This window comes from Vibrio artabrorum (genome assembly GCF_024347295.1).
GTDB classification, from domain to species: domain Bacteria; phylum Pseudomonadota; class Gammaproteobacteria; order Enterobacterales; family Vibrionaceae; genus Vibrio; species Vibrio artabrorum.
Window position 1 is genome coordinate 869,123 of record NZ_AP025459.1, and the last position, 24,418, is coordinate 893,540.

Genomic DNA, 24,418 nt, shown 5'->3' on the forward strand with positions numbered 1-24,418 from the left:
ATTGTTGAAAGCATGTTACTGAGCGTGTTTTCAACAATGAGCCAGAACATTGAGCTTTCGATAGGAGTGGTTATGTACCAGCAACGGATTGTTATAGATGGATTGCAGTATTGCAATTGGAACCGAGAGTATTTCCAAACATTAAAGGCAAGCGGCATTACCGCCGTTCATGCGACAGCCGTTTACCACGAGACCGCTCGTGAAACGTTATCTCGCTTTGCTGAGTGGAATGTAAGATTTGAGCAAAATGCAGACATTATCATGCCGATTCATTCGATGGCTGATGTTGAGATTGCAAAAACGACAGGCAAAGTCGGCATTTTCCTTGGCGCTCAAAACTGTTCACCAATCGATGATGAGATTGGTCTTATCGAAGTGATGCGTCAACAAGGTCTTTTGATCATGCAACTGACGTACAACAACCAAAGCTTACTTGCCACGGGCTGTTATGAGGAGCACGACGCCGGCATTACGCGTTTTGGTAAGCAAGCCATCGAAGAGATGAACCGAGTCGGCATGATCATTGATATGTCTCACAGCGCTGAGCGTTCTACGCTAGAGGCGATTGATCTCTCTTCTCGCCCGATTTGTATTAGTCACGCAAATCCAACGTTTGCTCATGATGCACGACGAAACAAATCCAACGATGTGATTAAAGCTCTAACTGCACGCGGTGGATTAATCGGCTTCAGCTTATATCCCTTTCATCTACCCAACGGCAGCCAATGTACGTTGGAAGACTTCTGCCAAATGGTTGCGACGACCGCTGACATGGTCGGCATTGAACACTTGGGGGTGGGGAGTGATCTGTGTTTGAACCAACCTCAAACCGTTCTTGAGTGGATGCGAAATGGTCGTTGGTCCAAAGCCATGGACTACGGTGAAGGTTCTGCGAACAACTCTGGTTGGCCAGATGCCTTGCCCTGGTTCAGTGGTAGTTCTGGCATGGAAAATATTTATAACGGATTGATGTGTCAGGGCTTCAGCGAGTCTGAAGCTGGGCAAGTATTAGGAGAAAACTGGTTTAACTTCTTGAAAGATGGCTTAGCGCCTCAAAGGAAGAGTTAAGCGCTTTTAGCAAGTAATCCTCAAATTGGCAGCCTGTTAACCGACGTTCATTTAGCCAGTACTGCTAACCCATTTAATTATTCAAAAGGAATAACCGTCTATTTTGTAATGCAACAACCCAAACATGGATGAGCCTGCCCAATACAAAAATAACAGGGCAGGTGTTAAATACACCGCTTGTGGTCATCATTTTAATGGCGACTGCAATGAAACCTCTGGAGTCAGAGTATGTCTGATTTAGCCACTAACGTGAAATCTTCAAAAGTAAACACAACAAGCGATACAAAAAATAACGCAACACTGCCTGAGTCAACCTCAGATAAATTAGGGCTGAGAAACCCAGCATTATGGTACAGCGGTGGCTTTATTGCTCTGTTCGTCATACTGGCTCTGTTTGATGGTGAGCTGTTATCAAGTCTTGTCAATACGGGGTTTGCCTGGTCTGTAAAAGTGTTTGGACCTTACTGGCAAGTGCTTCTTCTTTTGACTTTTTTTATTGGCCTTGGCCTGGCGGCAGGACGAACTGGAAAGGTTATTCTTGGTGGTCTCGCGAAACCAGAAATGGATGGGTTTCGCTGGATGGCGATCATCTTTTGCACATTGCTTGCAGGCGGTGGTGTTTTTTGGGCCGCGGCAGAACCCATCGCGCATTATGTTAGCCCTCCACCTTTGTATGGCGTGCAAGAAAATGCACAGCAAGGGGCGGTGAATGCGTTATCACAATCATTCATGCACTGGGGGTTCTTAGCATGGGCGATTGTCGGCAGTTTAACGTCTATCGTCGTGATGCACCTGCACTACGATAAAGGCTTACCGCTTAAACCTCGCATCTTACTGTACCCCGTGCTGGGTGAGAGAGCACTGAAAGGCCATACCGGTGCGCTGATTGATGCATGTTGTATTGTCGCGGTAGCAGCGGGCACCATTGGTCCGATTGGGTTCTTGGGCTTGCAGGTGAGCTACGCACTGAATGCATTGTTTGATATTCCAGATGGTTTTACAACGCAACTGATCATCATCTTGTTCGCTATCGTTCTTTACACGCTTTCCGCTCTGAGTGGATTAAACCGTGGAATGCAAATGCTAAGTCGTTACAACGTTATTTTGGCAATGGCATTGATGATTTACATACTGATCTTTGGCCCAACCAACTTTATCTTCAATGGCTACATCCAAGGTGTTGGTAGCATGATTGATAACTTCATTCCCATGGCGACTTATCGTGGTGACGAAGGTTGGTTGAGCTGGTGGACCGTGTTCTTCTGGGGGTGGTTCCTGGGTTATGGCCCAATGATGGCAATCTTTATTGCACGAATTTCACGTGGTCGCAGCATTCGTCAATTGGTATCCACCATCAGTATTGTTGCTCCGTTTGTGACGTGTTTCTGGTTCACGGTTGTTGGTGGTTCAGGGCTAGCATTTGAAATTGCAGACCCCGGTAGTGTCAGTAAAGCATTTGAAGGTTTTAATTTACCGGGCGCGCTACTCGCAGTGACTCAGCAGCTACCAATGCCAATGGTAACGTCGATTTTGTTCTTGGTTCTGACGACAATTTTTATCGTAACAACCGGGGATTCCATGACGTACACGATCAGTGTTGTGGTGAGTGGTGAGACAGAGCCTAATGCCATTATTCGTACTTTTTGGGGAGTAATGATGGGAGTCACAGCTTTGATACTGATTTCACTCGGCTCTGGCGGTATTTCTGCACTGCAATCTTTCATTGTTATCACTGCGGTACCCGTTTCCTTAATTTTACTGCCGTCGCTTTGGAATGCGCCGCAAATCGCTATCAAAATGGCAAAGGAACAGGGGCTTTAACTCATTCCGACGAAGAAGAATAAATCAACCTTTGACAGAGGGCTGATGGGACATTCCGAAAGGGAAACGAAATCGTACTGGTGAAAATACATCGGACGATAAGTATTTAGTCAAAGAGTAAGGCATGTGTTCGATTGCCTTTATCAATATCCAAAACGTGAAAGCTAACCAGCATTAATCATTGAATGCCTCAAATGACAGCACCGAACGGTTCTGAATGGCTAGCTAAACCCTAACAAAGGTGGTCAGCAAAATGGATGCACATCGTTCTACCTACACTGAATCAGCACTGCGTGACGCGGCCGTTGTCATGGCTCCAGAAAGGCTAGGTGCGATGCACCAGACGCGCATCAGTTTCGTAAGAACCTTGATTCGTAAAATGGCGCAACAGCAATGGAGAGTAACCAAGTCTGAGTGGCAATTAAACCCTCAAGGTTTTGGTCACGTTATCTATAAGCTAGAGACACCAAATCATGTTTACCATTTAGTGGTTTTCTGCGATGAGATCGCGGATGACGAGCGAAACGACCGCGTTATTGCCGAAAAGTGGGACGTAACATTTGCACTTGTTCTGGGCGAGGTTGATGTTGCTTTGCTTGAGCGGCTTCGTGCGAACGTCCCGCTTCAAGAAGCTGGCCGTAATCCCAACAATGTGTTGGTTCTTGCTCGGGCAAACAAAAGTGTTCGTGTGTTTGAGCATATCGTTCATTATTTGGCGAAAGGTGTTCAACCAACGACGGAGGAACTCGCTGAAGTCGGGTATATCCTTCGAACAACAGCGGTCTACGGTAACGGCAAGTTTGGGATTGCTGACTTTAAAATCTTAGAGAACAATCCAGACTTTAATCAGTCATTTGGTGCTCAAATGTGTGCGGTGTATATGCTGCGTGAGTTCAGCCTAGACTGGGTCCATTACCTCGCACAGCAACAAGGAGGTGAACAAGCCATTACCTTACACAGAGGGTTGCAGCGCTACTTAGGGGTCGGCAACGCGACAGGTTTAGGTATGGCGCCATACTTGATCAATCACCCAAGTATTGTTGATCAATGGATGACGACTCGGGAACTCGCATTGGCTGAAGTACTTGCGAGTCCAACGGATAGCGCTTTAATCGAACCACTACGCGTCTTGATAAATAGAGCCATTTCCCATCTAGAACAAGTGGTTACCATCAATGAAAACCAGCAAGCATTGAATAGAGCTGCGGTTACTGAACTGCAACACGTAGAACAATCTTTAGACGCTTCGGTGAGCCTATATGACACATGGACGCAGGTGGTTGAACAATCTAAACACATGAGTATGGAGACCCAAGAAGTCCTTCTTTCATGCCTGATGGAACTCTACCCAGAATTGGTGGATGCCCATCAAGACCAAATGAATTGTAGCGAAACGCTGTCGCTTCCTAGTGGTAAGAAAATTCAGGACCTCTTGATTATATTAGAAGAAAAGTACCGTTGGGCGATCGCTACCGATTTTACGAAAGCAGAGAACAACTACTGGTTCTGGTATCGCTCTCAAGACAAAGAGGAGCCGAGGCTCGGAATACGAGGTGAAGAGCTGGGTGAAGAGCGTGAACTGCCGTTAGATATTGGACGTCAAGCATACCGTTTATACCACAGCTTATTGCAATTCGCGCCGCAGCTTTCATTGGCAGAGTTTCTTGTTAAGCAGCCACAACACCGTGCGATAGCACGACGAGTCTGGACCCTTGGTAATAAAGCGATGGGTGATATTCAAATGAATGTGCTGCACAAAGAAGCGCTACCGATGCATTTACTGCGTTGTAAGTTAGCGATGTTTGGTGCGACTAAGTTTGATCCCCGATCAGACCGCTGGGTGCGAGTGACGTTTTTCCAAGGGGCGCCATTGCTTGATGAAATTCATCAGGATGAATGGGTCTTCCCATTACTGCCGAGTGAATCGGAACTGTCTGATTCGCAAAATGTGCCTACTCGCAGTACATCAATAGAAAGCCAACATGGAGGTAAGTCGTTATGATCGTTTCTCACAATGAGCTGGTAGCGGCCGTCAATAAAGCTTTTTTGGGTATGCGTCGAACATGTGGTGAAGCCGATGTAATAGCAAATATGGTCGCAGATTTACAAATGGTTGGATTGGATGGTGTTCGTCATTTTAACAATGCGAGTCACTTTATCGGATTAGAGTGCGATTGCCCAGTGGACATTCATATGACCAGTAACAATACCGTGGAAGTTGACCTCAACATGGCGAGTTTGGCATGCCACCTTCCTGTAGTGATGGATTATGCGATTGAAAAAATGGTGGGTGAAAAAGCACTAAAGATAGAGTTATATAACTGCCACAACCGTTGGCTAGCGTACAGCGAGCTAGTGAAATTAGCCGCGAAAGGTATCGCATGTACCGCTCGTTGGAATAATGGGTCTAACCCGAAAAGCACGTTATATATTCTTAACCGTGGTTGTGTCGCGCCAGAACTATTTTTATCTGATTTACCACCAGCATCAGACGAACATATTCACGATATGACCATTGAATTTTCTGTGCAAAATTTCGATGTTGAACGTTTATCAGATGGGTACCCAATACATATTACTTCTGAGTCTTTGTTTAAGACTCAAGAGAATGCATGGTGTGACGGTATTGTCGTTGATGATGCCGAATGGGCGACACTAAAAGAAGCCGCCAGCGTAATTCTGGTTGAAAATAGCCAACGTTCGATTCAGGGGGCGGGTGAACTGACAACTTCATAGCTTGTGTATCAATAGCACTATCGCTAACAGAATAAACCAAAGAGCTTAACGTATCCTCACCTCGTTAAGTTCTTTTTTTCGTTATCCTTTTGCGCTAATAATAGACCACGTTGTAAACCTTCTGTTTTGGAATCGGTTGTTGTCCATATAGAGCGAAGTGGGCGGTTTAACGCAGTACTGTCACATTCAGGTTCAACAAACGGTTTCATTTATATCCGACTATGCGTATCTTGCTCATGATAGGTGCCAAAGGGCGCCATTTTTATTCATACCAATGACTTTAGAATCAGATAAAAAGGAATGAAGCGTGCAAGCTAACTTTATTGATGGAACTACCCTGTATCGTCAGCACTCTTTTGAGTTGCCACTCGACTATCAAGCAAAAGATGGACAACAGATCCAAGTTTTCGCTCGTGAACTGGTTGATCTCGCTAAAGATGCGCAAGAATTGCCGTGGCTGATCTATTTTCAGGGCGGCCCTGGCTTTCCATCTCCACGAGTGAGCGGTCAATCGGGTTGGTTAAAGCGTGCATTACAAAACTACCGTGTTCTGCTTCTCGATCAGCGTGGAACAGGCAATAGCACGGTGATCAGTCATGAAACGTTGGCGCCTCTCTCTCCAGAGCAACAAGTCGAGTACTTGACGCATTTCAGAGCCGATAATATCGTTCGAGACGCTGAAGCTATTCGTGAAAAATTTGGTATTAAACAATGGTCGACGATTGGCCAAAGCTTTGGTGGTTTCTGCACTTTGAGCTATTTATCCCTGTTCCCACAGAGCTTACAACGTTGTTATGTCACAGGGGGGATTCCCTCAATTGAGCGTGGTGCGGACGATGTTTATCGTGCCACGTATAAGCGTGTCGAAGAGAAGAATAGAGCGTTTTTTGCTCAGTTTCCACAAGCGCAAGCGATGTGTCGCGAGATCGCTGATTACCTGCTTAATAATGATGTAAGACTGCCAAATGGCCAGGTGTTCACGGTTGAACAGTTCCAGCTTATTGGTATTAACCTGGGGGGCGGTGAAGCAAATCTACCGATGTATTTCACACTGGAAAGTGCCTTTGTTGACGTGAACGGTCACAGACAGTTGAGCTACAGTTTCTTAAATCAAATGCAGCAAGAGCAGGGGTACTTAACTAACCCAATTTACGCGATCTTGCATGAATCGATTTACTGCCAAGGCACAGCCTCTAACTGGTCTGCACATCGAGTTCGTCAGCAGTTTCCACACTTCAACTACCAATCGGGTAGTGAGTTTTGGTTTACTGGGGAAATGGTGTACCCATGGATGTTCGAGCAACTAGAAACCTTGAAGCCATTACGCGAAGCGGCCAATCGATTAGCTGAGAAATCGGATTGGGGCACTTTGTACAAGGCAGAACAGCTGAGTAAGAATACCGTTCCGATGGCGTGTGCGGTTTACGCAGACGATATGTACGTTGAGCTGGATTACAGTCGCGAAACGCTTGCTAATATTCCAAACTCTAAAGCATGGATTACCAACGAGTATGAACATAATGGTTTGAGAGTCGATGGTGAAAGAATTGTCGATAAGTTAATGACTATGGTGAAAGCGCTCGAGAATATTCCTAAATAGACTTGCCTGAGTATCGATGCCTTGGCTTCATGATGGGATTGTTGCTCAATGATAAAAGCTTTGTCCTACGACTCAATAACAAAACGCTGCATCCATGCAGCGTTTTTATTAGGTCATCAAACCGTTCGATTGAAGGAGCTAGGAGGGGTAGCCCTTAAATTATTAAGGTTGGATGACGATATCTTGATCTTCTGTTGTCGCTAAACTGGGGCGTTGTTGCGTAATTCAATGGAACTAAATCAAGAACCTACGATCTGAGCAGCTACGTCCACTCTATCTCGTAGCCCTATGCCTAAACCACGTTACAAAACAACTAACTGGAAGCAATACAACCAATCACTCATTAACCGTGGTTCTCTGACCTTTTGGATTGATGAAGAAGCAATAAGCGGATGGGCGCAAAGCAAACAGAATAAGCGCGGGAGGCCGCGTCGGTTCAGTGATTTAGCTATCACGACAGCACTCATGGTCAAACGAGTTTTTTCTATGCCATTGAGAGCGCTGCAAGGATTTATCGACTCGATATTTAGGTTAGCCCATGTACCGTTAAGTTGTCCGCATTACACCTGCATCAGTCGTAGAGCCAAGCAAGTTGAGGTTTCATTTAAGACTAAAACGAGAGGAGCGATACAGCACCTAGCTATTGATGCTACTGGCCTTAAGGTTTATGGCGAAGGTGAATGGAAAGTCAAAAAACATGGGACGGATGGCAAGCGTAGAGTCTGGCGAAAGCTGCATATTGCAGTCGATACCAACACTCATGAGATCATTGCCGCCGAGCTAAGTTTATCGACGGTTACAGATGGAGAAGTACTCCCGAACTTACTGAAACAAACACGCCGAAGTATCCTTAAGGTGTCTGGTGATGGCGCTTACGACACGAGAGCGTGTCACGCTGCTATTAAGATTAAGGGAGCTATTGCGCTTATTCCCCCAAGAGAAGGGGCTGCCTTTTGGGAGCGTGGTCACCCTCGAAATCTCGCCGTGGGTTGCCAGAAATTATACGGCTCAAATAAGTATTGGAAAGAGCGGTATGGATACCACAAACGTTCACTCTCAGAAACAGCGATGTATCGAGTTAAACAGTTGCTAGGAGGGAAACTGAGCTTAAGAAATTACAATGCCCAGGTGGGTGAAACTTACGCGATGATAAAAGCGTTGAACAAGCTTACTGGGTTAGGTATGCCTGAAACTTGTCGCATTGACTAAGAAACAAGCGAAACGGGTTGGCTCTATCTCTAAATTTAATTACGCAACAAAGCCCTAAACTGGCGCGTTTTTGTTTGATAAGTTGTGCCGCATAAGAGGGTGTCACAGCTTGAATCTCGCCTTTTGAACGAACAGTTAACGCTTCCCACGCATGGTCACGGTATTTGCCCGTTTGGGTATATTGAATAAGTACTCTCATGATTCTTCCATCTAACGGTGGTAAACGTATTATTAACACTAGCGGCTTTGCTTTCGTTGTACACCTGTTAAATACGAAAGATAAGATTAACCAAATGAGAAAACGCGTCATTGGAAAGGAATAGATGCTACACAATTAACTCCTCTTCAATTCCAAGGTGGCTGGTTTTGAAAATAATACAGTAACAAACAGACTGAAATATGCATTCAGAAGGGAAATGACGACATGTAAATTTAAGTTAAAGATGAGGAATGTTGAGGGGACACATAATTGGCCCCCCTTATTTGCGACAAAACCTTATAATTTCCTACCTATCATTATTTAATAGATAGGAAATTATTAACGTAATTAATTATTTAAAATCAATTTGTTGAGATAAGGTCGTTCTAGAATCCAAGCAAGTGTTTTCTACACAATTCCAATTTCTTGGGGGAGAGATGGCAATTTTTTCAGATAGTGAACGGTCATCATTAAAACTTAAGGCCAAGCCACTAAGCCGATTAATGAATCTTACATGACCCGTTTCGGTTTCCGAATTATCCTGTTGGACAGATTTGTCTTTCAATATAATCCACTGACTTGCTACGCAGTCTTTTGAATCTTTATCCTGAGAACACACATCAGTGGTTAGATCTACTTTAGTCCCCCATTTACGATAGGCATCAATATTAGCTTTAGAGGTCGGAGCCACAGACAGATACCTTGGTGTACTAGGGTCAAATAGAAAGCCTTCCTCAATATTGATTAATCGAACATATCCATCGCCAGAGTCGTGGATCACCCAACGATTGCTATTAGCCGTTTGTTCAGAGTTTGTTATTTCTAACGCCTTATGAACATTATTCCAATATAAATATTCGTTGTTTCCATTTCTCAAGTATGGGAGGTTATAACCATGAACACTGTTTGTTGGGTCGTTCAGAGTGATTGGTAAAGATTCCGATGAAGTCTTGGAGCAATGGTGATAACAATTTGAAGTGAAGTTTTTCCCGGTAATAAAATCATTGAGTGCTGGAAACTTAGAATCCATCATAAAGCGATACCAAGATGAGGTGCTATAACCTTGTAACGTCGCCAATAGTGTCCATTTTTGAGACGATAAGTTATCCGTAGCATAAATCGGGAGTGGTGAAGGTTGTTTATCCAATGGACCGCTTCGATGCTCAGGGGTGGCTATGTATTTGTTTAAGTATGCATTCCATGAAACGTTCATAACACGCAGCGGAGAGTTCACTAGTTGTCCGTTAGCACGCATACTACGAACAACCCCGGCGTTTTTAGGGGTGTACTCTGTTGAATAATAACCTGTCGTTGATAATTCCGTTGGCACGATGTTACTGTCTGGCTTGATGTTACCGAGTGAAAGGTCAGCACCATTATCCATTTTTAACCATTGACCTTGATAATATTTGGCCCAACTATTGGGTGCCATTTTCTCAGAAATCGGGGCGCGCATGACGTGTTCTTGCATGAACGAATCAAAACCATTGTCTTTTTCGATACTAGGAACTAAATTTAGAACTCGGCTGGTATAGAAGACATAGAAATAACCAGTTGAATAGTCGACAAACAAGCGAGGATCTCCACCCCCATAATCGTACGTATGAGCGTAGGGGTCATAATCACGAGGTTGTTCGGCGGGCAATTGTCGAGAATCACGCATACCAAACTGCGAAGTTGCTAACGTCTTCGTGATATGCCAATTTTTTCCTTTGTCGGTTGATTTAGCCAGTTCGATGGCATCTTGGCGTGGTATCAATCCAAAGATTTCATCGTGAACAAGACCATACCAATCTCCAGTGTCGGGATCGACCCACACACTCATCAAACCACAGAAATTATTATAAGGGTAACTTGCATTTCCTCTGGGCTGAATGGTTTGCATTAATGGAGAGTTTTCACAAAGTGGTACGGTGTTTTGTACAGTCGCTCTGTCTGATATAGCTTGTTTTTGAGTTGCGTATTTTCGATTGACATCATAAAAATCGTCGCCCGTAAAAAACCGCCACGCATGCTCCTCATTATTGGGGTTATAGGTTGAATATTGTGACAGAGTATCGTGATAATAATATTTCCCGTTTTCATCAACAAATGAGAATCCAGGAGAGTCGTTGACTATGTTTAGAGGGGTAGGCGTATCGATCGATACCGTGGGTTTGGCTTGGAGTTGCAAAGAGACAAGCCCTAAAAGTAATGATAGCGTACTGCTAAATATTTTATGCTTTTGTTTCATTTTTCTAGCTCCATATCAAAGACTCCACTTTTAAAGTGGAGTCAACGAATGTTTGGTTATAGACATGTAATTCTGTCTTTATAATTCCACAAATTATCTCGGTTAATCTGCTCAGCGTTTTCAGAATTCACAGAACGCCAAATATTGGGAGAAACTCCTCTTGTAACGAGCTCTTTGATGCACTCGCCCGTCATTGTATTCAATAAAGTAAAACCGATGACAGAAGAGATGGAGCCCGTTGAAAAGTCATGATTAGGGACTTCGATAGTGGCATCCCCAGCCACGCCTCCCATATCAAGAACGACGTCGCAAACATCGCACAGTTTGTTGCCCGAATCATGACGAGAAGATACCGCCTCCGTGAATGCCATTGATGTCAATCCAATCACTTTTAGGCCTCGTTTTTTGGCTTCAATCGCAAACTCAATCGGAACAGCGTTGCGTCCAGAGGTTGAAACAACAATTAACACATCACCACTACGAATGTCTTTCTCCGCATTTAATGCGATGCTTGCTAAGCCATGTTGCCGCTCTGAGAATGTACTCATAGGAGCATACGGATACAGAGCAAGGGTAGGTGGAAGAATGGCATTAATTTGTACCAAACCTCCGGCTCTGAACCACATCTCATGGGCAAACATTTGTGAATGTCCGCAACCAGTCACATGAATGAGACCGTCGTTTTCGATAGTGTCAGCCATTAATTGAGCACCTTTGGAAATCGCATCTTGCTGATTGGATGCAATGTCCAAATGGTGAAGCAGGCCGTTTAGATATTCTTTATACATGTTCCCTCCTTATAGGCAGCTGACGCGACCTTTCATTGATTTAATATGTTCTTTGTTAATCGCGTCACCTTTATCGAGGTTTGAACTGACCCACACTTTGGGAGTGATCCCCTCTTTACCTAATGAACAAATCGCTTGTGTTACGAGAGACTGAAGTACTGAAAAACCGACCACGGATGATGCGGGACAACATTTCTCGTCAACGCCCTCAATATCGAGTACCGCGTCTCCGTAAGGAATATGGAGATCGACAACGACATCGGCAATATCATTTAAAAATTGACCGCTGGAATGCTTTGGAGTCGTACGCTTACTAAACTCGAGAGATTGTAAGGCAATAACTTTAAGTCCTTTCTTTTTAGCAGCAATAGCAATATCAATCGTAGGGATTGTTCGACCAGCAATAGAAGCTAAAACGATACAGTCATGTTGATTGACATGTTGGTCATCAAAGATTTTGGTCCCGACACCTTCTATCTCATAGATATGGTCCGACGCGAATTGCGTTCTAGGCCCAGTGGCAAATAGGTGGGGAAGCAGTGGATTGATTGGAACCAGGCCTCCTGCACGATAAAATGCCTCCATCGCGTAGAACTGACAGTGTCCACCAGAGACATGAATCAACCCGTCTCGTTTTAACGTCTCTGCCATAATGCCCGCTGCTTTTTCTATGTTTTGACTCTCCTCATTAATTATTGTCTTGAGGATTGCTTTGCAATTATTGATATATTCAAACATTTTTTTTCCTTTTAGAGCACGCCTAAGTAGTGAAGTACAATGGATCCGATAATCATAATGAGCATGACTTTAACTGGTGAAATGCCGCGCATAATGAGCTTATAACAACCAATCACCACAATGAGCGGTAAGATATTGGGCATAATTTTGTCGAGCACATCTTGTTGAATATTGAGTACCGATCCAGTTAATGGAATTTCCAGCCCAAGTTTGACGCGTACGAATGATGCGGTTAATGCGCCAACTACGGTTAATCCGACGATAGTGGCCCCACGACTGAATGCCTTGCTCTGTTGTTGAAGCATCCCTAAGGCATTGAGTCCCAGCTTGTAACCATAATTAAAAATAGGCACATAGATAGCAAAACGAACGAGATTGAACATCAGTAGAAATATAAGGGGACCGATGCCAACACCATCAAGTGCGAGGGAGGCGGCAATAGAGGCCGTGATTGGAAGAATCGTTAATTGCGCCATAGCATCACCAATTCCACCAATAGGGCCCATCGCAGCAACTTTAAATGAACGGATGGTTTCCAGTGGTTGTTTACCTTTCTCCATGGCAAGAATCACGCCCATCATAAAGGTGACGAGCCACGGTGAAGTATTAAAAAACTCGTTGTGCAGTTTTAATGACGCAGAAAGGTCGGTTTTGTTTTTGTGGATTCGTTTTAGTGCGGGAATCATGGCATATAGAAAACCACTGGATTGCATGCGTTGATAATTAAACGATGCTTGCACCCATAACATTCTCAACCAGGACTGACGCATCAATTTGGCGTCCAGGTTCGCATTGGTATCTTGATCGACGTATTCTTCGATGTTTGCGTTATTCTTAGCCATATTAAATTCCATCTTCTAAGTTATCATCAGAGTTGCGAGGAACGGCGTTGTCGCTATCTTTCGAGTTGAAATAGTCGACAATTGCCACAGAAAGAGCGAGTAGGGCGACGGCAATGATTGGAAGTTTTAAGAAGGTTGCTAAAACAAAACCAATGATATAGAAAGGAGTAAAACGTTTTTCCTTTAACATCATTTTCAATAACATAGAGAAGCCGAGCGCTGGCATCATTGCGCCGGCAATACTCAGCCCACCAATGATGTCTTTAGGGACACTTTCGACGATGGACTTCGCTACCACATCCCCATAATAGGTAGGAATGAAGGCACAGATGAAAAATGTAAAAAAGTACGCGGCCATGCCAAGGTAATTGACTCTCTCTATTCCTTTTACGTCACACTCTTCGGCCATCTTATCGACCTTAGGCATAAAGGTGGCAAAAGCGGTAAATTGCATAACAGTTAACTGTTGCATAAGAATAGCGAATGGGATCGCGACTCCAACAACGGCCGTTGGAGCGAGACCTGACTGGATCCCAAACACCACGCCTACCGCGGAGCCAATGGTAACATTTGGTGGTTGAGCGCCAGCAAGTGGCATCAAACCGAGCCAAGCCAGTTCTAATGTCGCCCCTATTTCTAGGCCCATTTGCATGTTGCCCATCAATAGCCCAACGATGGGACCAGTAACAATGGGACGGCCAATCATTAGACCTGAACCATAAAAATCGAGGCCTGCAATACCGACCCACGCTGAAATGGCTAAAACAGTAAGTAAATCCATAGTTCCTCCTAAATATAATCGACCATGTTAATAGGTGTGTCGGATGGGTTACGCTGGATGGTGCATTCGATGCCCATTGAGATGAGTTCACGGAATGCAGCTAAGTCGTTTTCATCGACTGATACCGTGTCGTGAATTTGTTTTTTCCCCTCTTTGTAGTGCATATTCCCAACATTAATCTTGGGTAGAAGTACATTACCTTTAACCAATGCTAGTGCGTCTTGTGGGGAGCGAATAAGAATGAAGATCTTTTGTTTGTCATTCGCCCGGTGGATGACGTTAATGGTTTTTTCTATAGTGAAGAATCGAGTATCAAATTCACCAGCTGACATTTTGGCAAGCGCTTGTTGTGCGGGGTCATTTGCTACGTCATCATTGGCAAACAGAATGAGGTTGCAACCAGAGTGCGGCCCATGGCCTACCGCAACTTGTCCATGTAACCCACGTTCATCTATTCTTGTGTATACGATATTGGGCATAATTTGTCCTTGTTATTTAATGATTAGTTTGTTCTCAGATCCGCAAACATGGATTTTGTGTTTCACTACTTCTTTCATGGCTTTCATTCCTGCAACCATATAATGGCGAGGATCGGTAGCGTCTGGGTGTTCAACAAAATATTCTTTGATTGCGTGAGAGAACGGATATTTGAGATCAGTGGCTATGTTTACTTTAGCGACCCCCATTTTTATGGCTTCCTTGACCAATTCATCGGGTACATCAGAGGCACCATGAAGCACGAGTGGAATGTCAACGGAGGCTCGAATTTTTTGTAATCGTTCAAAGTCCAATTTTGGCGTCGCTTTGTAGGTGCCATGTGCTGTACCGATAGCAACGGCGAGAGAGTCAATACCGGTTTTTTCGACAAATTCGGCAGCTTGAGCTGGGTCCGTTAACATTGCATCAAGGTCGCTGACCGATTTTTCGTCTTCGATACCCGCTAAAGCTCCGAGTTCAGCCTCCACTGATACATCGTGAGCATGGGCAAACTGGACAACCTTTGACACCATATGAATGTTTTGCTCGAAATCTAAGTGCGACGCATCAATCATGACACTTCGGACGCCGACCCCAATTTTGGAAAAGATATCGTGTGGATCTTCGTGATGATCGAGGTGTAATGCGATAGGCATGTTGTGTAGGGCACTGTACTCTTCTACCATCGCAGCAAAAACACTGATCGGTGCGTGCTTAAACGTACCCGGTGTCCCTGCAATAATTACCGGAGAACACAACTCCCTCGCAGCGTCTAAGATGGTTTGTAAGGTTTCAAGATTGTGAATATTGAATGCAGGGACGGCATAGCCATGTCGTTGTGCATGTGCTAATAGATATTTTGTAGAAACTAATTTCATGGTCTTAGTACCTATTTAGTAAATGGGAAAATTGTCACACCTTGAACCACGCGATTTACTTCGCCTGTAAGGCATGGGGTGTCTGGAAGAATGTGCTCATGGATGGATTTTTCGAGTGCCACAAGTTGAGCGAATACTAGATAGGGAAAAGCAAGGAGGTCGCTTGAAATAGCCCCAACGTCAATTTTCGCTGTGTAGCCGATACCGTCGTTGATGATTTCTTTATACACATCCTTGTCGTATTGAACGGTATAGGATTCTTTTGAAAACAGACTGATGATGTACGTGTTTGGTGTAATAAAAGACTTTGGTCCATGACGATAAGCCAGTGGAGAATCAAATTGGCAAGCAACTTTACCTGCGGTTAGCTCAAGCATTTTTAAAGACGCTTCCTGAGCAATAGATTTTAGTGCTCCCGAACCCAAATACACAATTCGGTCAAAGTGTTGACGAGCAATATCTTGTGCTGAATTTGAATATTGTTCGAGTAGCGAATCGACGGCATCAGCCACCTCAAATATGGCGGTTTCGAAACCCTTGGGCATGAATGTACACAAGGCAGCGATCATCATGGACGAAATGCTGGATGTCATCGCGAATCCGACATCGTTCGTTCCTTCGGGCATTAACATAACTCTGTATTTATTGTGCGTCAGAGCTAATCTATATAGTGCCCCCTCCTCATTACATGTAATAATTAAGTGCTGAATATTACTGCAAATGTGATTGGATATTTCAACACAAGCAATGCTTTCAGGACTATTACCTGATCTTGCAAAACTGACCATTAATATTTTTTCATTTCCATCTAAATGTAATGTCGGGTTTTCAACAATGTCAGCGGTGGATAAACTGAGCACATTAGTTTTAATATGTGGTTTTAGGTAGTTAGCAACAAAACCTCCAGCAAATTCGGATGTTCCTGCTCCTACAAATATTATTTTATCATATTCACTACCGACGGATGAATATAGTTCTTTGAATTCCCAACTTTGATGTATATCAACAACTTCACGCCACTTTTGAGGTTGGCTATATATTTCACTTGCCGTATGGAATGCTCCTAATTCTTTTAGTTTTGCTTTCGTTCTACCAGTTAAAAGCTTCATTTTTAGTTCCTAATTTTAAGTTGACTTTTCATTTGTTGTTCAAAATAATAACGTCAAATGTTATCAATCAAACAAGATCAAAATCACATTAGGAAATGTGAAAGTAAGCATAAGAAAAATTGTAGATCTATATCACTTTTTAATGTTTTATATCTTTCGTTATCTTTTGTGTTTGAGTTATTAAAAAGGAGTTTTATATTATGAATGATTCAGAAAGACCGGATAATGAAAACTTCACCACCATTGAACGTCGTGATGAAATAATTAAAATCCTTCATGACAAAAGCAGAGTAAGAGTATCCTATTTATCTAATATATTACGGGTTTCTGAAGTGACAATACGAAATGACTTAAAGAAACTGGAGGATGTTGGTGAGCTTATTCGTGCTCATGGATACGCATTAATACCAAACAAAGAGACGAGTAGAGAATCGCCAGTTGAAGAAAAGATTGTTATAAACAAAGATTTAAAGTGCGGGGTGGCCGGGTTGGCGGCTTCGACAATAGAAAGTGGGGAAGCCATTATCCTCGACTCAGGCTCAACAACTGAGCGACTTGCTGAAGAGCTTGAAGATGTACCGTTAACAGTCTTAACTAATGGCTTAAATATTGCTATGTGTTTATCAAAAAGTAAAAACATCAACATAATAATGAATGGAGGCCGGCTTAGAAAAAAAGCGCTTTCGTTTAGTGATGGTTTTCAGGAGAGTCAAATAATGACATATAGATTTGATAAATACTTTCTTGGCGTCGATGGCTTAGATATCTCTGCCGGGGTTACTACTTTTGATGAGTCAGAAGCAAAAATAAACCGCTTATTTTGTTCAATATCAGATAAAGTCATCATCGTTTGTGATTCCTCTAAATTTGGAGTTCGCAAGCATAATGTAATTTGTCCCATTAAGAATATTGACACCATAATTACTGATTCTGGTGTTCCCAATGAGTATATAAACATGTGCAATAAGTTTGGTATTAATTTGTTAATTTCTAAAGAGGATAGGTCATGATAGGTATTATAATTAGCGGTCATTTGAATTTCGCATCTGGGATAAAAAGTGCGGTAGAAGCTGTCTTGGGAGAGCCTGAATGCGTTACGTTTATTGATTACAACACTTCGATGTCATCAAGCGAACTTGCGAGTACATACCAGAGTGAAATTGATAAGTATGACTTTACTTTATTTCTGGTTGATTTACTTGGCGGTACTCCTTGTAATGTGGCTTCTAGTTTTCTTTCATGTAATAAGAATATTGAGGTTGTTTCCGGAGCTAATCTTCCCATGGTTCTTAATGCAGTCAATGAAAAAGATGACATGACTTTAAATGAACTAACGGAGTTTGTTATTCAATTATCGTCTGAGTCAGTAAAAAGTATTAGACCATTAATTGAAGGGCCTGCACTGAGTAACCTTTCGAGTGATGAGGCGTTTTTATGAGGACTGCATTTACCGCTAATCAAATTGTCGTAGAAGATGGCATGATTTATGGTGGTTATGTCATTGTTGAAGATGGCATCATTATCGATATTGTCACAGATAAGCCCGGCGATTGTGATGCCATTCATCGATATGATGGCACACTTGCGCCAGGGTTGATCGATATTCATATTCATGGGCGTGTTGGGTTCGATGTTATGGATGCGACACACAAAGCTTTATCTGAAATATCTCGCGATTTATGTAAAATTGGCGTCACAAGCTGGGTAGCAACGACAGTAACTGATGAGATTCCCAATGTCAGAGCTGCACTGGCGAATGTCGATGCTTACATAAAAGTACAACCCGATAAAGAGGCCACCATTCTCGGTTCGTTTCTTGAGGGACCTTTTCTAAATCGGATATATCGAGGAGCACACCCAGAGCATTTATTGATTGAGCCGCAAGAGTGCTTTGTAGACGAATTTTTGGCCGCATCTGGTTCTTCGTTAAAGCGTGTTGCAATCGCCCCTGAACTCCCTTACGCCAATGAAGCTATTTGTCGTTTTCGTGAGTTAGGGATAAAAGTTGCAGCAGCTCATACAAACGCAAATTTCTCTGAGATGACCACTGCACATAACCTAGGGGTGGACTGTGGGGTCCATTTGTTCAACGGTATGTCGCCGTTGCACCATCGTGAGCCAGGCTGCACTGGCGCTGTACTCTACTTGGATATGTTAGCTGAAATTATCGCTGACGGGATCCACGTTAATGAAGCTATTTTAAATCTCGCGTATCGGATGAAAGGATACAAGAAGCTAGTCCTTATATCAGATTGCATGCGTGCTGGAGGATTAAGTGACGGAAAGTACAAGCTTGGTTCTTTAGACGTTATTGTAAAAGAGGGCATAACCAGAACTCAGTCAGGTTCTCTTGCGGGAAGTACTTGTGAACTTGCTGGTTCTATAAAAATGATGGTGAACCAAGCTAATGTTCCATTATGGGAAGCGATTCAAATGGCAACATCTGTTCCTGCTAAATATATGGATGTTTTTGAAGATATGGGCTCAGTCAGTGTAGGGAAGAGAGCTAACTTAGTCATATTTGATGAAAATCTGGATATTGTCGAGACAGTGATGAATGGTGAAATCATCGGCTACGATTAAGGCCATGACGGGGGTGTTGCCGTATGATTAAAAGCGACGCCCCATGCCTCAAATAAAAAACGCTGCACGAATGCAGCGTTAAGTAGAGATAGGTTGCAGATTCACTAATTGTTTTCTAAACCAACAATCTTGCATGCGGACATAACAGCGCTGTCTAAGTTGGTTAATCTACCAGCACTCGCTGGACCTAGAACGGATGAATACAACGCTAACTGCTTCTCAAATGATAAATCTAGTTGTTTGTATAGATTTTGGCGGATTTGAGCGTGTTGCTGTGGTTCCGCGCTCGACAGGCCTTCCAACGTATCGTAGATGAGTGTAGTGGTATCCATAACTGTCCTTAGTACATCTTTAGAAAATTTTGCATATTATGCACTTGGCGCCATCCTTGTTCTGTGAAATTGATCGCATTATGTGCCGCTTTGTTTAACTTTGTAATCAGTTGGTTATGGTTAGGTTGTGTTGTGTAGCAAAGCATCGGAAGATCGGGCTTGGGCAAACCCAAAGGAGACTCGTGGGCCTCCTTTGGGTTGCTGTTGCTTGCTGATCTTATCGGTTCTACAGCGCTTATCGAATGTTGATCGTATTGTCTCTGCGATCATACATATCTGGCGTGGTATGTAAGCCGCCTGCATAACCCGCAGCTTCTAATGTTTCTCTAACTTCACGAACATCTTCGGGAGTGACGGGTTTCTTTCTATCCCCAAGATATAATCGCACGAAGGTGATCAACTCAGCCAGTTTTTGATCTGAAAGCACATCTTCAAAGCTTGCCATTGGCATGAAGTTTCGGTCTTTGTCGAGATAGGTGGGTTGCAAGCCGCGCACGGTTACCGCAATGGTGTTGAATGGGTCGCTGTGCATGATGATTCCGTTATTCAACAGAGTAGGGGCGATAGGGGCACGACCTTTACCATCGTCACCATGACACGCTCCACAAGTTTGACGATAGGTGGTGTAGATTTCACTGCTATATGCGGTTTCATCAAACCCTTTAGGCTGTAACTGAACTGCATCATTGGCAATAGTGTTGTTGATGTCCCCACGGAGCAGGTAATAGGACATCGACTCAATATCTTCACGCGTCATTAAACTCAGGCTGTTTTTCACTACATCAGCCATACCGGCAAAAGCGGTGCCTTTGTCTGAATGTCCTGTGTGTAAAAAGTCGGTGAGAGTTGCTTCATCCCAACCATCGATATAGAGTTCATTGGCTGTGATATCAGGCGCGTTCCAACCGTCGATCAAATTACCTTGGAAAATACGTTCTGGTATCAGTGCTTGAGCAATGTTTCGTGGCGTGTGGCACTCTGAACAGTGACCAAGTCCTGCGACCCAATATTTGCCTTGTTGCCACTTATCGACATCCTCAATTTTCCCTTTAAGTTCCTCTGGTACTTCGTAATTAATAGGGTCGGTATCCATGAATACGATGTTCCAGCCAAGCAAACCTAAGCGAATATTGGATGGAAACATCATGCTGTTGTCATCATTGCGTCGTGGCACGGCAGTGATTGACTGCATGTATTCCCACAAATCGATCATGTCTTGGTCGGTGAGATATTGATAAGAGGTGTAAGGCATTGCAGGGTAGAGATAACCATTCTTGCCTTTACCTGCAACTAATGCGGCTCGGAAATCATCGAAGTCATAAGTCCCAATCCCTTCGGTGGTGTGTGGGGTTATGTTGGTTGAATACACGGTGCCGAAAGGGGTCACAAACGGTAGGCCGCCAGCAAAAGGTTCGCCACCTTCTGCACTATGACAAGCGACACAGTCACCGGCGTAAGCGAGATATTCTCCGCGCTCAACCGATGATGCTTTCAAACTCGCGAGCCTTTGTTGCTCTACTTCACCAGCGTGTCGGATGTAAGCCCCAAGTGCGAGTATTTCATTGGCGGTGAGTTGCTCATCAAACGCTGGCATTAGGTTGTTCAAGCCATAGTTGATCGTATGTTGAATCTCTTCAATACTGCCGCCATGCAGCCAAATATCGTCAGAAAGATCAGGAACACCGATGTGTGGGTTGGCGCCAGAACCGTCAGCGTGACAAGACGAGCAATACTTCGCGAACAAGGTTTTACCAAGCTCAACCTTCACCTCAGGTACATCGGTATGTCGCTGATTAAGCGACGCGAGATAATATGAAAGTTTCGCGACTTCGTCTGGGCGAAGCACTTCGCTCCATCCCGGCATTGCACCATTGCGCCCTTTGGCGATTGAATGAATAATGGCCTCATCACTCCCCCCGTAAAGCCACTCTTGGTCGATCAGGTTAGGGAAGTGTTTCTGGCCCTGAGCGTTATCACGGTGACATGCGGCGCAGTGGGTTTGGAATAAGATCTTACCGCTATTCACGATCTCTGGGACTGCAGCCAATCCTTCTAACGTGGTTTCACTGGTTTGTGAAAATTGTTCATTGAGAGTGGTGGTCGGTGAGCTGAGCTTGTCGTCACTTTGCTTCCAATCGACTACCCCTTCCCATTCGCCGAGCCCGGGGTAGAGCACCAAATAACCAGCGGACAACAGAAATGCTATGGCGTAACCAACGAATAGTAACTTAGGTGGAGGCGCATCTTTCTCTTCAATACCATCAAAGGTGCCAATGGTGTGGTCGTGATCGGCCTTGTGATTGCTACGCCAGTATTTAACGACAACAGACACCATCAGAACAAAGAATATTAAGGTTAAGAGTACCGCCCATAGATTCCAGAATGTGCTCATTGTGATACCTCCTGTGACGTATCTTTACCCAAGCTTTGTAAATAGCGAATCAGAGCTTCACCTTTGGTTTTACCTCTTACTTGCAATCGGGCGTCGCCAATGTCTTGATCGGTATAAGGCACGCCTAAGGTACGTAACACTTCCATTTTGGCGCTGATATCATCGCCAGTCAGAGTCTGCTCAAACAGCCACGGGTAAGAGGGCATGATCGAGGTCGGTACAACTTTTCGAGGATCAATTAAGTGAATAACATGCCATTGGTCAGAATACTTTCTACCTAAGTTAGTGAGGTCAGGGCCAGTACGTTTAGATCCCCACAAGTTAGGAAACTCATAGATATCGTCTGCTTCTTGGTTCGGGCGACCATTACGTTTCACTTCTGGCTCAAGAGGGCGAACCATTTGTGTGTGGCACACATGGCAGCCTTCACTGATATAGATGTCTCGGCCTGCTAACTCAATCGGTGTGAGTGGCATCGCTAAGCTGCCTTTGGCAATATCTTCGCCACGGACAATGCTTGGTACGACCCAGACCAACAAAGAGAAGGAGGCCACGACAACAGTGGTCAAAATTAAAATGACGATTGAATGTGTAAAGTCTTTACTCATCATTTAAGCCCCCTCATTAACGGTGTGTTTAGCATCATGTACTACGGGCATACGAACCGTTTTGTACAAGTTGAAAGCCATTAAGAACAATCCAAGTACAAACAGCGCACCACCAAAGAAACGTAGGAATAGCCAAGGTGCTTTAAAGTTCATAGCTTCAACAAAACTAAACATAAGCTCGCCATTTTCCTTCTGAGTCAACCACATGTAGCCTTCACCAATACCAGCAACCCAAAGCGCGATGGCATAAATAGCGATGCCCGCATGCGCTAACCAAAAATGCCATTTAAGCAGTCTTGGAGACCAAAGGTCTGTTTTTCCCCATAAACGTGGAATGAAGTAATAGAAAACGGCAATTCCAGACATCGCTACCCAACCAAGAGCGCCTGAGTGCACGTGTCCGATGATCCATTCGGTGTTGTGTGCCACCATGTTGAACCAACGAATAGCAAGCAGGGGCCCTTCAAATGTTGCCAAGCAGTAATAGAGAATCGCCGAAAAGAAAAAGAGCAGAATGTAGTCGGACTTAAGTTTCTCTTTGTTTTGCAGAAGGGTCATCGCGCTGTTAAAAGCACCGGCCCAAGAAGGGAGCCACAGGATCAATGACATCACGATACCAATATTTTGAACCCACACAGGAACGGAAGAGTAGATCAGGTGGTGAGTTCCTGCCCAAGTATAAAAACCAACTAAGCCCCAAAAATGAATGATAGATAATCGATAAGAGTAGATAGGGCGCTCAGCGGCTTTGGGAATAAAGTAGTAATTCATGCCAATGACACCTGCGGTCAATAAAAAGCCCACCGCGTTATGTCCCCACCACCATTGAACGATGGCGTCTTGTGCTCCAGCAAACACTGAGTAAGATTTCATGGCGGAAACGGGCATAGCAAGGTTATTAACAATGAAGATCATCGCAATTACGATAATGAAGGCCGCGAAGAACCAGTTGGCGACGAAGATATGTTCGACTTTACGCTTGGCGATGGTGCCAAAGAACAGCACGGCGTAGAGCACCCAAACGAGCACGATAAGCAGATCAATCGGCCATTCTAATTCGGCATACTCTTTTGATGTAGTGTATCCCGCAGGAAGAGAGATGAGCGCGAGCAACAAAACCAGTTGCCAACCCCAGAAGACCATCCATGAGAGGCTTTTATTGAATATCTCGCAGTGGCCCGTTCTTTGGGCAATGTACAAAGAGGTCCCCATTAAAATGTTGACCACGAAGCCATAGATCACTCCAGAGGTATGGAGAGGGCGAAGACGACCAAATTGGAAATATTCTGAATCGAAATTTAGCACTGGCCAATACAACTGCGCGGCTAAGATGACACCAATGATCATCCCTAAAATGGCCCAGATTAAGGAAGCGATAATAAAGTACTTCACAACTTTGATGCTGTACTGGGTTGTCACTTGTTCCATAACAAGGCTCCTTGCCTAAAGTTTAGAGTCGCTATCCAATGTTGAGTTGTTACCAAGTTGAGAGTAATAGTATGAGATATCTTGAATGTCCTGATCGGTTAGCATGTCGGCTTGTTGTTGCATCAGTACAGCGAGACCACTTGTGCGTTCTCGGGTCTGATAATCTTTCAATGAGGAGATCAGGTAGCCGATTTTTTGGCCGCGAAGGTTGGGGTAAGGCTCTTGTGTTGATATGCCATCAACGCCGTGGCACGTCATACACACCTTGGCTTTTTGTTTACCCAATTCAAACTGTTCTTGGTTAGTTTCTGCGAAAATAGGCAGCGTGACTAGTGTCATGATGAGGCCACCTACTATCTGCAAAGGTTTAAATATTTGCTTGTCTAAACTCATTATCGATTCCTTGATTATGAAGAGGTAAGCCTTCCTCGCGTGATACTTATGGCAACAGATGGATTTGAAACGTCTTGTTACCCACTAAAAGACTCGTAAAGCGGCTTAATGTTTGGTTAAAGGTTATGCAAAGACAGCCATTCTTGCCAGTTGTAGAATCATTTGTATTGCTAATAACACAGGTCAATACGGGTTCATGTCGT

21 protein-coding genes and 1 pseudogene are annotated in these 24,418 nt (G+C 44.0%); 9 read left to right on the forward strand and 13 right to left on the reverse strand.

Annotation, left to right across the window (positions count from 1 at the left end; translation table 11 throughout):
- Positions 1 to 72 precede the first annotated feature (72 nt).
- From OCU36_RS18005 to OCU36_RS18030, 6 genes and pseudogenes are all read left to right on the forward strand, one after another.
- Positions 73 to 1,068 (forward strand): dipeptidase, encoded by a 996-nt coding sequence (locus OCU36_RS18005; RefSeq protein ID WP_261839876.1) that lies wholly within the window; start codon positions 73 to 75, stop codon positions 1,066 to 1,068.
- A gap of 228 nt (positions 1,069 to 1,296) precedes the next feature.
- On the forward strand, positions 1,297 to 2,889 hold the full coding sequence (locus tag OCU36_RS18010) for a BCCT family transporter (protein ID WP_261839877.1): 1,593 nt from the start codon (positions 1,297 to 1,299) through the stop codon (positions 2,887 to 2,889).
- Positions 2,890 to 3,083: 194 nt separating this feature from the next.
- Positions 3,084 to 4,891, forward strand: a pseudogene (locus OCU36_RS18015) (hypothetical protein).
- Positions 4,888 to 5,625 carry a DUF3726 domain-containing protein gene (locus OCU36_RS18020; protein ID WP_261839878.1) on the forward strand — a complete coding sequence of 246 codons (738 nt, stop codon included), beginning with the start codon at positions 4,888 to 4,890 and terminating at the stop codon, positions 5,623 to 5,625. Before OCU36_RS18015 ends, OCU36_RS18020 begins: the two are co-directional and overlap by 4 nt.
- 307 nt (positions 5,626 to 5,932) lie before the next feature.
- Positions 5,933 to 7,225, forward strand: coding sequence for an alpha/beta hydrolase (locus tag OCU36_RS18025; protein WP_261839879.1), 1,293 nt, complete (start codon positions 5,933 to 5,935; stop codon positions 7,223 to 7,225).
- A gap of 288 nt (positions 7,226 to 7,513) precedes the next feature.
- A complete protein-coding gene (locus tag OCU36_RS18030; RefSeq protein ID WP_261837391.1) occupies positions 7,514 to 8,434 on the forward strand; it encodes an IS5 family transposase in 921 nt (306 codons plus the stop codon).
- A 551-nt stretch (positions 8,435 to 8,985) separates the two neighbouring features.
- Here OCU36_RS18030 and OCU36_RS18035 read toward each other — a convergent pair.
- Genes OCU36_RS18035 through OCU36_RS18070 form a run of 8 tightly spaced genes read right to left on the reverse strand, consistent with a single transcriptional unit; the run spans position 8,986 to position 16,479 of the window.
- Positions 8,986 to 10,866: an RICIN domain-containing protein gene (locus OCU36_RS18035; protein ID WP_261839880.1), complete on the reverse strand. Its 1,881-nt coding sequence runs from the start codon at positions 10,864 to 10,866 to the stop codon at positions 8,986 to 8,988.
- A gap of 56 nt (positions 10,867 to 10,922) precedes the next feature.
- Positions 10,923 to 11,654, reverse strand: a complete 732-nt coding sequence (locus OCU36_RS18040; protein WP_261839881.1) for an SIS domain-containing protein — start codon at positions 11,652 to 11,654, stop codon at positions 10,923 to 10,925.
- A gap of 9 nt (positions 11,655 to 11,663) precedes the next feature.
- Entirely contained in the window at positions 11,664 to 12,392 is a 729-nt protein-coding gene (locus tag OCU36_RS18045; RefSeq protein ID WP_261839882.1) for a sugar isomerase domain-containing protein, read from the reverse strand.
- An 11-nt stretch (positions 12,393 to 12,403) separates the two neighbouring features.
- Complete coding sequence (locus tag OCU36_RS18050; RefSeq protein WP_261839883.1) at positions 12,404 to 13,234, reverse strand: PTS system mannose/fructose/sorbose family transporter subunit IID; 831 nt, start codon at positions 13,232 to 13,234, stop codon at positions 12,404 to 12,406.
- 1 nt (position 13,235) lies between these two features.
- Positions 13,236 to 14,015 (reverse strand): PTS N-acetylgalactosamine transporter subunit IIC, encoded by a 780-nt coding sequence (gene agaW / locus OCU36_RS18055; RefSeq protein ID WP_261839884.1) that lies wholly within the window; start codon positions 14,013 to 14,015, stop codon positions 13,236 to 13,238.
- Between the two features lie 8 nt (positions 14,016 to 14,023).
- Positions 14,024 to 14,494 carry a PTS system mannose/fructose/N-acetylgalactosamine-transporter subunit IIB gene (locus OCU36_RS18060; protein ID WP_261839885.1) on the reverse strand — a complete coding sequence of 157 codons (471 nt, stop codon included), beginning with the start codon at positions 14,492 to 14,494 and terminating at the stop codon, positions 14,024 to 14,026.
- Positions 14,495 to 14,506: 12 nt separating this feature from the next.
- Complete coding sequence (locus tag OCU36_RS18065) at positions 14,507 to 15,370, reverse strand: tagatose bisphosphate family class II aldolase (RefSeq protein ID WP_261839886.1); 864 nt, start codon at positions 15,368 to 15,370, stop codon at positions 14,507 to 14,509.
- Between the two features lie 11 nt (positions 15,371 to 15,381).
- Positions 15,382 to 16,479, reverse strand: coding sequence for an SIS domain-containing protein (locus OCU36_RS18070; RefSeq protein WP_261839887.1), 1,098 nt, complete (start codon positions 16,477 to 16,479; stop codon positions 15,382 to 15,384).
- A 200-nt stretch (positions 16,480 to 16,679) separates the two neighbouring features.
- Between OCU36_RS18070 and agaR the strand changes: the two genes are divergently transcribed.
- Genes agaR through nagA form a run of 3 tightly spaced genes read left to right on the forward strand, consistent with a single transcriptional unit; the run spans position 16,680 to position 19,062 of the window.
- Positions 16,680 to 17,489: a transcriptional repressor AgaR gene (gene agaR / locus OCU36_RS18075; RefSeq protein WP_261839888.1), complete on the forward strand. Its 810-nt coding sequence runs from the start codon at positions 16,680 to 16,682 to the stop codon at positions 17,487 to 17,489.
- Positions 17,486 to 17,917 (forward strand): PTS sugar transporter subunit IIA, encoded by a 432-nt coding sequence (locus OCU36_RS18080; RefSeq protein WP_261839889.1) that lies wholly within the window; start codon positions 17,486 to 17,488, stop codon positions 17,915 to 17,917. Before agaR ends, OCU36_RS18080 begins: the two co-directional genes overlap by 4 nt.
- Positions 17,914 to 19,062 carry an N-acetylglucosamine-6-phosphate deacetylase gene (nagA, locus tag OCU36_RS18085; protein ID WP_261839890.1) on the forward strand — a complete coding sequence of 383 codons (1,149 nt, stop codon included), beginning with the start codon at positions 17,914 to 17,916 and terminating at the stop codon, positions 19,060 to 19,062. Before OCU36_RS18080 ends, nagA begins: the two co-directional genes overlap by 4 nt.
- A 104-nt stretch (positions 19,063 to 19,166) precedes the next feature.
- Here nagA and OCU36_RS18090 read toward each other — a convergent pair whose 3' ends face one another.
- The 5 genes from OCU36_RS18090 to OCU36_RS18110 form a co-directional block, all read right to left on the reverse strand.
- Positions 19,167 to 19,394 (reverse strand): PAS factor family protein, encoded by a 228-nt coding sequence (locus OCU36_RS18090; RefSeq protein ID WP_261839891.1) that lies wholly within the window; start codon positions 19,392 to 19,394, stop codon positions 19,167 to 19,169.
- 235 nt (positions 19,395 to 19,629) lie between these two features.
- Complete coding sequence (locus OCU36_RS18095; RefSeq protein WP_261839892.1) at positions 19,630 to 21,786, reverse strand: cytochrome c; 2,157 nt, start codon at positions 21,784 to 21,786, stop codon at positions 19,630 to 19,632.
- Positions 21,783 to 22,397 (reverse strand): cbb3-type cytochrome c oxidase subunit II, encoded by a 615-nt coding sequence (locus tag OCU36_RS18100; RefSeq protein WP_261839893.1) that lies wholly within the window; start codon positions 22,395 to 22,397, stop codon positions 21,783 to 21,785. Before OCU36_RS18100 ends, OCU36_RS18095 begins: the two co-directional genes overlap by 4 nt.
- Positions 22,398 to 23,822: a cytochrome-c oxidase, cbb3-type subunit I gene (gene ccoN, locus OCU36_RS18105; protein WP_261839894.1), complete on the reverse strand. Its 1,425-nt coding sequence runs from the start codon at positions 23,820 to 23,822 to the stop codon at positions 22,398 to 22,400. It lies immediately after the preceding gene.
- Between the two features lie 15 nt (positions 23,823 to 23,837).
- A complete protein-coding gene (locus tag OCU36_RS18110; RefSeq protein WP_261839895.1) occupies positions 23,838 to 24,215 on the reverse strand; it encodes a c-type cytochrome in 378 nt (125 codons plus the stop codon).
- Positions 24,216 to 24,418: the final 203 nt, after the last annotated feature.

Excerpts from the sequence above, each read along its gene's own strand:
- OCU36_RS18005 (WP_261839876.1), top strand. The coding sequence starts at position 73 with ATGTACCAGCAACGGATTGTTATAGATGGATTGCAGTATTGCAATTGG.
- OCU36_RS18010 (WP_261839877.1), top strand. The coding sequence starts at position 1,297 with ATGTCTGATTTAGCCACTAACGTGAAATCTTCAAAAGTAAACACAACA.
- OCU36_RS18020 (WP_261839878.1), top strand. The coding sequence starts at position 4,888 with ATGATCGTTTCTCACAATGAGCTGGTAGCGGCCGTCAATAAAGCTTTT.
- OCU36_RS18030 (WP_261837391.1), top strand. The coding sequence starts at position 7,514 with ATGCCTAAACCACGTTACAAAACAACTAACTGGAAGCAATACAACCAA.
- OCU36_RS18035 (WP_261839880.1), bottom strand. The coding sequence starts at position 10,866 with ATGAAACAAAAGCATAAAATATTTAGCAGTACGCTATCATTACTTTTA.
- OCU36_RS18040 (WP_261839881.1), bottom strand. The coding sequence starts at position 11,654 with ATGTATAAAGAATATCTAAACGGCCTGCTTCACCATTTGGACATTGCA.
- OCU36_RS18045 (WP_261839882.1), bottom strand. The coding sequence starts at position 12,392 with ATGTTTGAATATATCAATAATTGCAAAGCAATCCTCAAGACAATAATT.
- OCU36_RS18050 (WP_261839883.1), bottom strand. The coding sequence starts at position 13,234 with ATGGCTAAGAATAACGCAAACATCGAAGAATACGTCGATCAAGATACC.
- agaW (WP_261839884.1), bottom strand. The coding sequence starts at position 14,015 with ATGGATTTACTTACTGTTTTAGCCATTTCAGCGTGGGTCGGTATTGCA.
- OCU36_RS18060 (WP_261839885.1), bottom strand. The coding sequence starts at position 14,494 with ATGCCCAATATCGTATACACAAGAATAGATGAACGTGGGTTACATGGA.
- OCU36_RS18065 (WP_261839886.1), bottom strand. The coding sequence starts at position 15,370 with ATGAAATTAGTTTCTACAAAATATCTATTAGCACATGCACAACGACAT.
- OCU36_RS18070 (WP_261839887.1), bottom strand. The coding sequence starts at position 16,479 with ATGAAGCTTTTAACTGGTAGAACGAAAGCAAAACTAAAAGAATTAGGA.
- agaR (WP_261839888.1), top strand. The coding sequence starts at position 16,680 with ATGAATGATTCAGAAAGACCGGATAATGAAAACTTCACCACCATTGAA.
- OCU36_RS18080 (WP_261839889.1), top strand. The coding sequence starts at position 17,486 with ATGATAGGTATTATAATTAGCGGTCATTTGAATTTCGCATCTGGGATA.
- nagA (WP_261839890.1), top strand. The coding sequence starts at position 17,914 with ATGAGGACTGCATTTACCGCTAATCAAATTGTCGTAGAAGATGGCATG.
- OCU36_RS18090 (WP_261839891.1), bottom strand. The coding sequence starts at position 19,394 with ATGGATACCACTACACTCATCTACGATACGTTGGAAGGCCTGTCGAGC.
- OCU36_RS18095 (WP_261839892.1), bottom strand. The coding sequence starts at position 21,786 with ATGAGCACATTCTGGAATCTATGGGCGGTACTCTTAACCTTAATATTC.
- OCU36_RS18100 (WP_261839893.1), bottom strand. The coding sequence starts at position 22,397 with ATGATGAGTAAAGACTTTACACATTCAATCGTCATTTTAATTTTGACC.
- ccoN (WP_261839894.1), bottom strand. The coding sequence starts at position 23,822 with ATGGAACAAGTGACAACCCAGTACAGCATCAAAGTTGTGAAGTACTTT.
- OCU36_RS18110 (WP_261839895.1), bottom strand. The coding sequence starts at position 24,215 with ATGAGTTTAGACAAGCAAATATTTAAACCTTTGCAGATAGTAGGTGGC.